The organism is Streptomyces sp. NPDC050263 (assembly GCF_040655955.1).
Taxonomy (GTDB): Bacteria; Actinomycetota; Actinomycetes; order Streptomycetales; family Streptomycetaceae; genus Streptomyces.
On record NZ_JBFAKW010000024.1, the window covers coordinates 81881 to 91895 of the forward strand.

Genomic DNA, 10015 nt, shown 5'->3' on the forward strand with positions numbered 1-10015 from the left:
CCCCGGACAGGCCGAAAGATCCGCACCGGCGCTCGTACGCCGCCACCAGACCTGCTCGTCGTAAAGGACCCGCCATGCCCCGCCGTCTCCTCCACCTCAACGCGTTCCTCATGAGCACCGGTCATCACGAAGCCTCCTGGCGGCTTCCGGAGAGTGATCCGTTCGCCCATGTGGAGTTGGACCACTACGTCCACCTGGCCCGGATCGCCGAACGCGGCACCTTCGACTCGCTGTTCCTCGCCGACGGGCCGCAGCTGTGGGGCGACATCGCCCAGCGTCCGGCCGGCGCCCTGGAGCCGCTCACGCTGCTCACCGCGCTGGCGACCGCCACTCGGCACATCGGGCTGATCGCCACCGCGTCCACGTCCTACAACTCCCCCTACAACCTGGCCCGCAAGTTCGCCTCGCTGGACATCATCAGCGGGGGCCGGGCCGGCTGGAACATCGTCACCACCGCCGGCGCCGAGGCCGCCCGCAACTTCGGGCTCGACGCCGAGCCCGCGCACGCCGAGCGGTACGCCCGTGCCGCCGAGTTCCTCGACGTGGCCCTGAAGCTCTGGGACAGCTGGGAGGACGACGCGATCGTCGCCGACAAGGCGTCCGGCGTCTGGGGCGACGACGACAAGATCCACCCGCCCCGGCACCAGGGCACGTACTTCAGCGTCGAGGGCGCGCTCAACGTGCCGCGTTCGCCCCAGGGTTACCCGCTGCTCGTGCAGGCGGGGTCGAGCGAGGACGGGAAGGCGTTCGCCGCCCGGTACGCGGAGGCGGTGTTCACCGCGCAGCAGACCATCGAGGACGCGCAGGCCTTCTATGCCGACCTCAAGTCCCGTACGGCGGCGGCCGGTCGCGACCCCGAGCACATCAAGGTGCTGCCCGGGATCGTGCCGGTGATCGGCTCGACGGAGGCGGAGGCGCGGGCGCACGAGCAGGTCCTCGAGGACCACATCGTCCACTCGTACGGTATCCAGCGGCTGGAGCAGTTGCTTCAACTTGAGCCGGGCGTACTGGAGTTGGACGGCCTGCTGCCCGCCGATCTGCCTCCGGAGAGTGCGATCGAGGGGGCCAGGAGCCGCTACACGCTCGTCGTGGAACTCGCCCGGCGCGAGCGGCTCACCGTGCGGCAGCTGATCGGGCGGCTCGGCGGCGGGCGCGGGCACCTCACCTTCGCGGGCACGCCCGAGCAGGTCGCCGACGCGATCGAGACCTGGTTCACCCAGGGCGCCGCCGACGGCTTCAACATCATGCCCGCGGTGCTGCCCTCCGGCCTCGACGCCTTCGTCGACCACGTCGTCCCGATCCTGCGCGCCCGCGGTCTGCTGCGCACGGAGTACGACAGCCGCCCCCGCACGACCCTGCGCGAGCGGTACGGCCTCCCGCGCCCCGCCAACCAGCACGTGAACACCCCCGCACCCGCCCTCGAAGTCCCGCGCGGACGTCCTGCTGCTCACGCCCTGACGGCCCGGTGAAGCGTCCTGCCTCGTGATCGTCTTCTCACCCTTCACGCAGGCGGGCGGAATGAAGGAAGCCCCCGCGAGGACGTGACTCGCGGGGGTTCTCCCCTCTCCGGGCGGGGGGTTCTCCCCCGCCCCGGGTCCACCGATCGGTGGACGGGAAGTTCAACCGGGTGCCTCTGTCCGGCAACTGCCCTGGTCAACAAGGCTTTTGGGCATGGAATCAATCAACTCCCCCACGGTACGCATCGCGCGTTCCAGCGCCCGGCACCCCTGGCGGGCGATCATCGGCTGGCTGGTGTTCGTCGCGCTGTGTCTGGCCGTCGGCAGTGCCGTCGGGACGAACAGCGCGAGGACGGCCGACTACCGGGTCGGCGAGGCCGGCCGGGCCGAGGCCATGGCGGCGGACGGGCAGCTGGAGCGCAGGTCCGCCGAGCAGGTGCTGATCTCCGCCGCGCCGCCGGGCACCGCGCTCGACGCCTCCGCCGCCACGGCGGCCGCCCGCGATCTCACCGCCCGGATGGCACGGCTGCCCGAGGTCGCCGAGGTGGCCGCGCCGGTCCGCTCCGCCGACGGCCGGATCCTCGTGGTCGAGGTGACCCTGAAGGGCGAGGAGCGGGACGCCAAGAACAAGGTCGACACGCTCACCGCGCAGACGGCGGCCGTCCAGCAGGCCCACCCGGAGCTGCTGCTCCAGGAGACCGGCAGCCCTTCCATCAGCAAGGGCGTCGACGAGCAGCGCGGGGACGATCTCGCACTCTCCGAGAAGATCACCCTGCCGGTCACGCTGCTGACCCTGCTGGTCGTGTTCGGCTCGCTCACCATGGCCGCCGTGCCGCTGCTGCTGGCGCTGTCGTCGATCGCGGCGGCCGTCGGGCTGTCGATGGTCGCCTCGCACGTCTCCCCCGACACCGGGGTCGGCACGAACGTCATCCTGATGATCGGTCTCGCCGTCGGCGTCGACTACACGCTCTTCTATCTGAAGCGGGAGCGCGAGGAACGGGCCCGCAGCGGGGGGCGGCTCAGCTCGGAGGCGCTGGTCGAGCTGGCGGCGGCGACCTCGGGGCGGGCGGTGGTGGTCTCCGGGTTCGCGGTCGTCGCCTCGACCGCCACGCTGTACCTGGCCTCGGACGTCATCTTCTCCTCGCTCGCCACCGGCACCGTCGTGGTCGTCCTGGTCGCGATGGCCAGCTCCCTGACGGCGCTGCCCGCGCTGCTCACCGTGCTGGGCAGGCGCGCGGAGCGCAGGGCGTCCCGGCGTGCCGAACGCGGGAAGCCGTCCCGGCGCACCCGCGAGGACAGCGGCCGCGGCGACCGCGCCTGGACCGTCCTCCTGCGCCCCGCCGCCCGGCATCCCCTCGCCACGCTCTGCGTGTCGGTCCTCGCCCTGCTCGCGCTCGTCGTCCCGCTGGCCGGTCTGCAGATCACGGAGATGAGCCGGGACACGCACTCCCGCGAGATCCCCGCGATGCGGGTGTACGACCGGCTCAACGAGGCGTTCCCCGAGCAGCGGGTCACCCACCAGATCGTCGTGCGCGCCGAGGCAGCGCAGGCCGACGAGGTCACCGAGGCGTTCGCCGCACTCACCCGACTCACCGACGACGACCCGCTGTTCACCGGCACGCCCCGCGTCCGGACCTCCGCCGACCGCCGCGTCAGCACCCTCGAACTGCGGGTGCCCTATCTGGGCAACTCCGACCAGGCCTACGACTCGCTCGACCACCTGCGGCACGAGTACCTGCCGAAGACCGTCGGCCGGGTCGCCGGCGCCGAGTACGGCGTGAGCGGTGACGTGGCCCGGTACGCCGACTATCCGGCCCACCAGAACGGCAAACTCCCTCTCGTGCTCGGGGCGTTGCTGCTGGTGACCTTCCTGATGACGCTGTACGCGTTCCGGTCCGTCGTCCTCGGCCTGCTCGGCGTCGCGCTGAACCTGCTGTCGGCGGCGGCCGCGCTCGGGCTGCTGGTCCTCGTCTTCCAGCACACCTGGGCCGAGGGGCTGCTCGACTTCCACTCCACCGGGTCGATCGGGTCGCGGGTGCCGCTGTTCCTGTTCGTGATCCTCTTCGGTCTGTCCATGGACTACCAGGTGTTCGTGGTCAGCCGGATCCGGGAGGCCGTGCTCGCGGGGACCCCGACCCGGCAGGCGGTGCTCGACGGGGTCCGCCGGTCGGCGAGCGTGGTGACCAGTGCGGCGGTGGTGATGACGACCGTGTTCGTGAGCTTCGTCTTCCTGCACATCATCGAGATGAAGCAGATCGGGTTCGTGCTCGCGGCGGCCGTCCTGCTGGACGCCTTCGTCGTGCGGATCCTGATCCTGCCGTCGGCGATGCTGCTGCTCGGCGAGCGCAGCTGGTGGCCGGGCCGGGCGGCGCGGCCCGTGAAACCCGCAGCGAGCACAGCGCCGTCCGGCATACGTTCCTCCGTATGACCATGCCCTCGCCTTCCGTCGACGTGTTCTGGGCCACGACACTGCGCCGATGGAACACCGTGTGCTGGGTGCTGTTCGCCGCGATGGCGGTCGGGATCGTCACCGCCCTGGGCGACAGCGGCAGCCGGTACGCGGCCCTCGCCCTGCTCGGCGGCGTGGCGCTCAGCTACGGGGTCCTGCACCGCTTCCCGGACAACCCCGTCGTACGACCGCACGGCTACCTCGTGGTGCTGGTGGTGGCGCTCGGCGGACTGGCGTACCTGCGCACCAGCTACGCGTCACTGTTCATGACGACGCTTCCCCACTACTGGATGTTCGGTCGCAGTCCGAGGATCTCCCTGGGGTTCCTCGGACTGGCCGCCGCGCTGACACTGGGGGGAAGCTGGATGGAGCAGGGCTGGTCGAGGGAGTTCTTCGGCGAGGCGACGGTGGGCACGCTGATCGTGGTGGCGGTGGGGGTGCTGATCGGCCTGTGGGCGCGGGCAGTGGTCGAGCAGAGCACCGAACGCGCCGCGCTCATCGTCGAGTTGGAGCGCACCCAGGCGGAACTGTCCGCCGCCCACCAGCGGCAGGGCGCGGCGGACGAGCGGGAGCGGATGGCGCGGGAGATCCATGACACGCTCGCGCAGGGCTTCGCGTCGATCGTGATCCTCGCGGAGGCCGCGCGCACGGAGCTCGTGGTGGACCCCGGCCGCGCCGCGCGCCAGCTGCGCTCGATCGAGTCGACGGCCCGGGAGAACCTGGCGGAGGCGCGGGAGCTGGTCGGCTCGGGCCACCCCCCGGACGGGTCGGCGTCCCTGGCCCGGACGCTCCGCCGGGTCCTGGGCCGGTTCGCGGAGGACACCGGGCTCACCGTGGCGGCCGACCTGACCGAACTCGACTGCGACCAGCGGACCCGGATCGCGCTGCTGCGCTGCGCCCAGGAGTCGCTGGCCAACGTGCGCAAGCACGCCCGGGCGTCGACCGTGGGGCTGGTGCTGGCCCGGCGGCCGTACGGGGTGGAACTGGAGATCACCGACGACGGCACCGGGTTCGCGGTGGGGGACGCGGTGGGATTCGGGCTGGACGGAATGCGCAAGCGACTGGCGGAACTGGGTGGAAGGCTGACGGTGACCAGTTCGATCGGGGACGGCACGAGGATCCTGGCGGTGATTCCGGTATGAACGGCGACGCGGCCGCACTGCGGGTCGTGGTGGTCGACGACCACACCGTCATGCGGGCCGGGGTGGTGGCCCTGCTGGCCGGGGAGGACGGCATCGAGATCGTCGGCGAGGCGGGCGACGGCCGGGCCGGCCTCGACCTGGTCGAGCGGCACGACCCCGATGTGGCCCTCGTCGACCTGCGGATGCCGGTCCTGGACGGGGTCCGGACGACGACCGAGATCGTCGCCCGCCATCCGCGCACCCGGGTCCTGATCCTGACGACGTACGACACGGACGCGGACATCGAGCGCGGGGTGGAGGCGGGGGCCATCGGCTATCTGCTGAAGGACACCACGCGCGAGCAGCTCGTGGACGCGATCCGGGCGGCGGCGCGCGGGGAGACCGTGCTCGCGCCCCGGGTCGCGGAGAAGCTGGTCGCCCGGCTGCGGCGGCCGGTCCAGGAGGCGCTGACCGCCCGGGAGACGGACGTCCTCGGCGCGGTCGCCGACGGGCTGACCAACGCCGAGATCGGCCGCCGTCTCGTCATCTCCGAGGCCACCGTCAAGACCCATCTGCTGCGGCTGTTCGCCAAGCTCGACGTGAACGACCGGACCCGGGCGGTGGTGGTGGCCATGGAGCGGGGGCTGCTGCCCCCGCCGTAGCGCAGGGCCGGGCGGCGGGTCGGGCGGCGGGCGTCAGGGCTTGCGGGCCAGGCCGCCGTGCTGGCCGATCGGGTGCGGTGGCGCGGCCGTGCCCGGGGCCGGACGCCACAGCGGTACGGACACCACGCCCGGCTCGACCAACTCCAGCCCCTCGAAATAGCCCTCGATCTGCTCGACCGGGCGCAGGAAGTACGGGACCGCGCCGGTCTCGTTGTAGGCGTCCTGCGCCTGCTCGTAGGCGGGGTCGGTGCCGCGGGAGCCGTCGTTGACGCAGAGGTAGCTGCCCGCGGGCAGGCCGTCGAGGAGGGCGCGCACGAGGTCGCGGGCTCGGTCGTAGCCGTCGACGTGGCCGAGGATGCCGCTGAGGATCAGGGCGGTGGGGCGGGTGAGGTCGAGGGTCCGGCCGGCGGCCGCCAGGATGCCGTCGGGCTCGTACAGGTTCAGGTCCTCGTACGCCGTCACGCCCTCGGGGGCGGAGGTGAGCAGGGCGCGGGCGTGGGCGAGGACCAGCGGGTCGTTGTCGACGTAGACGATCCGCGACTCGGGGGCGAGCCTCTGGGCGACCTCATGGGTGTTGTCGACCGTGGGCAGCCCGGTGCCGACGTCGAGGAACTGGCGGACGCCCGCCTCCTCGACGAGATGGCCGATGCTGCGGCCGAGGAAGGCGCGGCTGCTGCGCGCGATGGTCACGATACCGGGGAAGACCGCGGTGTAGGCGTCGCCGGCCGCCTCGTCCACCGGGTAGTTGTCCTTGCCGCCCAGCCAGTAGTTCCAGATGCGGGCCGAATGGGGTACCGAGGTGTCGATCTCCGTCATGGGAACCATGGTGCCCCCGCGAGGGCTGCTCGCGGGGGGCCGTGTCGCGCAGGTTTCGTTACAGGTTGCTGAAGTCCGGGCCCTTGGTACGGGTGCGCTTGATCTCGTAGAAGCCGGGGACGGAGGCGACCGCGACGGTGCCGTCCCAGAGGCGGGCGGCCTCCTCGCCCTTGGGTGCGGGGGTGACGACCGGGCCGAAGAAGGCGATCTGCTCGCCGTCGGGGCCGGGGACGGCGATGACCGGGGTGCCGACGTCCTGGCCGACCTTGTCGATGCCCTCCTTGTGGGAGGCCCGCAGCTGGGCGTCGAACTCGAAGTCCGACTGCTCGGCGTACTCGATCAGGGACGCGGGCAGACCGACGTCCTTGAGCGCGCCCGCGATGGCCTCCAGGGTCGGGCCCTCGTCGTTGTTGTGGAAGCGGGTGCCGAGCGCGGTGTACAGCGGGCCGAGGACGTCGGCGCCGTGCAGCTGCCAGGCGGCGGTGACCACGCGTACCGGCTGCCAGGCCTTGACCGCGAGCATCTCGCGGTACTCCTCCGGCAGCTCGTCGATCTTGTCCTCGTTGAGGACGGCGAGGCTCATGATGTGCCAGCGGACCTCGATGTCACGGACCTTCTCGACTTCCAGAACCCAGCGCGAGGTCATCCAGGCCCAGGGGCACAGCGGGTCGAACCAGAAGTCGACGGGCGTCTTCTCCGACATGTCTCTCCTCAGAAGGTCCTCAAGAAATCAAGCTTCCTCGCCTCAACGCCGTCGCCCGTGCCGCACATTCCCTGCTGCCCGGCGTCAGGGGCACGTGGCAGGATCGCTGCTGACCACGAGATCCATCCCATGACGTGCCGAGGGAGTACCGCCCGTGCCCGGTGAGAACCTGTCCCGCGACGAGGCCCGGGAGCGGGCCGCCCTGTTGTCCGTCGACGGGTACGACGTGTCCCTCGACATCCGGTCGGCGGTGGGCGAGGAGGCGGGAGAACGCACCTTCCGGTCGGTCACCACGCTGCGCTTCCGCTGCAACGAGCCCGGCGCGTCGACCTTCGCGGACCTGATCGCGCCGAGTGTGAGCGCCGTCTCCCTCAACGGACGCGACCTCGACCCCGGCGAGGTCTTCGACGGCGCCCGGATCCTCCTCGACGACCTGGCCGCGGAGAACGAGCTGATCGTCGACGCGAGTTGCGCCTACTCCCGCACCGGCGAGGGCCTGCACCGCTTCGTCGACCCCGAGGACGGCGAGGTGTACCTGTACACGCAGTACGAGCCGGCCGACGCCCGCCGGGTCTTCGCGAACTTCGAGCAGCCCGATCTCAAGGCCCCGTTCCGCTTCGAGGTGCGCGCGCCCGAGGGGTGGACGGTGTGGAGCAACGGCCTCGGCGAGCAGGCGGACGGGGTGTGGCGGTTCGCGGAGACGAAGCCGATCTCGACGTACATCACGTGTGTCGTGGCCGGTCCGTACCACTATGTGACGGATACGTACACGCGTGAGCTGGAAGACGGCAGCACGCTGGAGATCCCCCTCGGCGCGATGTGCCGCAAGGGCCTCGCGCCCTACTTCGAGCCCGCCGACGTCTTCCTGATCACCAAGCAGGGCCTGGACTTCTTTCACGACCGTTTCGACTGTCCGTACCCCTTCGGGAAGTACGACCAGGCGTTCGTCCCCGAGTACAACCTCGGCGCGATGGAGAACCCGGGCCTGGTGACCTTCCGCGAGGAGTACGTCTTCCGGGGCAAGGTGACACGGGCCTCGTACGAGGCGCGGGCCAACGTCATCCTGCACGAGATGGCGCACATGTGGTTCGGCGACCTGGTCACCATGCAGTGGTGGGACGACCTGTGGCTGAAGGAGTCCTTCGCGGACTTCATGGGCGCGTTCGCGCTGGTCGGCGCGACCCGCTTCACCGACGGCTGGATCACCTTCGCCAACCGCCGCAAGGCCTGGGCGTACCGCGCCGACCAGCTCCCCTCCACGCACCCGGTCACGGCCGACATCCGCGACCTGCAGGACGCCAAGCTCAACTTCGACGGCATCACGTACGCCAAGGGCGCGTCCGTCCTGAAGCAGCTGGTGGCCTACGTCGGGCAGGACGCGTTCCTGGAGGGCGCCCGCCGCTACTTCAAGCGGCACGCGTACGGCAACACCCGGCTCGGCGATCTGCTCTCCGTGCTCGCCGAGACCAGCGGCCGGGACATGGCGCTCTGGGCGCGGTCCTGGCTGCAGACGGCCGGCGTGAACTCGCTGACCCCGCAGGTGCTGCTGGACGCGGCGGGCCGGGTGAGCGAGCTGGCCGTGCTCCAGGAGGCCGCCGAGTCGCATCCCGAGCTGCGGCCGCACCGGGTGGCGATCGGCCTCTACCGGCTTCAGGACGGCCGCCTGGAGCGGTACGCGCGTGCCGAGACGGACGTCGACGGCCCCCGTACGGTGGTGCCGGAGCTGGCCGGCGCCGAGGCGCCCGAGCTGGTGCTGGTCAACGACGACGACCTCACCTACTGCAAGATCCGGTTCGACGAGACCTCGCTCGCCACCCTGCGCGAGCACCTGGGCTCGACGACCGACCCGCTGGCCCGTGCCCTGTGCTGGTCGGCGCTGTGGAACATGACCCGGGACGCGGCTCTGCCCGCGTCCGACTTCGTGGACCTGGTGACGCGGTTCGCGCACCGCGAGTCCGACATCGGCGTCCTGCAGATGCTCCACGCGTGGGTGAACTCGGCACTGGTGCACTACGCGCCCGAGCAGTGGCGGCCGACGGGCGGGCGGATCCTCGCCGACGTCGCGCTGCGGGATCTGCGGGCGGCCGAGCCGGGCAGCGAGCACCAGCTGGCCTGGGCGCGGTTCTTCGCGTCGGTCGCGTCGTCCGGCTCCGACTTCGAGCTGCTCCAGGGGCTGCTGGACGGCACGGCGAAGATCGACGGACTGGAGGTCGACCAGGAGCTGCGCTGGGTGTTCCTGGAGCCGCTGGTGGCGCACGGCGTCGCGGACGAGTCGGCGCCGGCGGCCGAGCTGGCCCGCGACGACACCGCGTCCGGCAAGCGCCACCAGGTCCGCTGCCTCGCCGCGCGCCCCTCGGCGGCGGTCAAGGCGCAGGCGTGGGCGCAGCTGGTGGAGTCGGACACGCTGTCCAACGCGCTCGTGGAGGCGACGATCGCGGGCTTCGACCAGCCCTCGCAGCGGGAGCTGCTGGCGCCGTACGCGGAGAAGTACTTCGCGTCGATCGAGCGCATCTGGTCGGAACGCTCCATCCAGATCGCGATGCACATCGTCCGGGGCCTGTTCCCGTCGCTCCAGGACTCCCCGGAGACGCTGGCGGCGGCGGACGCGTGGCTGACGGCGCACGAGTCGGCGGCCCCGGCGCTGCGCCGGCTGGTGCTGGAGGCGCAGGACGACCTGGCGCGCTCGCTGCGGGCACAGGCCGGCGGCGCCCACTAGTGCCGCGGCAGGCAACGTTTGCCCGTCAAGGAGCGGCGTCCGGTGCGTGCTCTCGGCGTGCCGGCCGGAAGTCCTCGTACTGGACGTACTT

At 71.6% G+C, this 10015-nt stretch carries 7 protein-coding genes; 5 read left to right on the forward strand and 2 right to left on the reverse strand.

Annotated features, from left to right (window positions below; translation table 11 throughout):
- Positions 1–74 precede the first annotated feature (74 nt).
- From AB0J04_RS14315 to AB0J04_RS14330, 4 genes are all read left to right on the forward strand, one after another.
- Positions 75–1469, forward strand: a complete 1395-nt coding sequence (locus tag AB0J04_RS14315) for an LLM class flavin-dependent oxidoreductase (protein WP_363168681.1) — start codon at positions 75–77, stop codon at positions 1467–1469.
- 202 nt (positions 1470–1671) lie between these two features.
- A complete protein-coding gene (locus AB0J04_RS14320) occupies positions 1672–3885 on the forward strand; it encodes an MMPL family transporter (protein ID WP_363168682.1) in 2214 nt (737 codons plus the stop codon).
- A complete protein-coding gene (locus tag AB0J04_RS14325) occupies positions 3882–5048 on the forward strand; it encodes a sensor histidine kinase (protein WP_363168683.1) in 1167 nt (388 codons plus the stop codon). The genes AB0J04_RS14320 and AB0J04_RS14325 overlap by 4 nt, the downstream gene beginning before the upstream one ends.
- Positions 5045–5689, forward strand: coding sequence for a response regulator transcription factor (locus AB0J04_RS14330; protein WP_363168684.1), 645 nt, complete (start codon positions 5045–5047; stop codon positions 5687–5689). The genes AB0J04_RS14325 and AB0J04_RS14330 overlap by 4 nt, the downstream gene beginning before the upstream one ends.
- 33 nt (positions 5690–5722) lie before the next feature.
- Here the strand turns inward: AB0J04_RS14330 and AB0J04_RS14335 are convergent, their stop codons facing one another.
- Both AB0J04_RS14335 and AB0J04_RS14340 read right to left on the reverse strand, forming a co-directional pair.
- Entirely contained in the window at positions 5723–6505 is a 783-nt protein-coding gene (locus AB0J04_RS14335; RefSeq protein WP_363168685.1) for an SAM-dependent methyltransferase, read from the reverse strand.
- A 58-nt stretch (positions 6506–6563) separates the two neighbouring features.
- A complete protein-coding gene (locus AB0J04_RS14340; protein WP_363168686.1) occupies positions 6564–7208 on the reverse strand; it encodes a DsbA family protein in 645 nt (214 codons plus the stop codon).
- Between the two features lie 154 nt (positions 7209–7362).
- Here AB0J04_RS14340 and pepN point away from each other — a divergent pair, with 154 nt between their 5' ends.
- Positions 7363–9924, forward strand: coding sequence for an aminopeptidase N (pepN, locus tag AB0J04_RS14345; RefSeq protein ID WP_363168688.1), 2562 nt, complete (start codon positions 7363–7365; stop codon positions 9922–9924).
- The last annotated feature ends 91 nt before the right edge of the window (positions 9925–10015 follow it).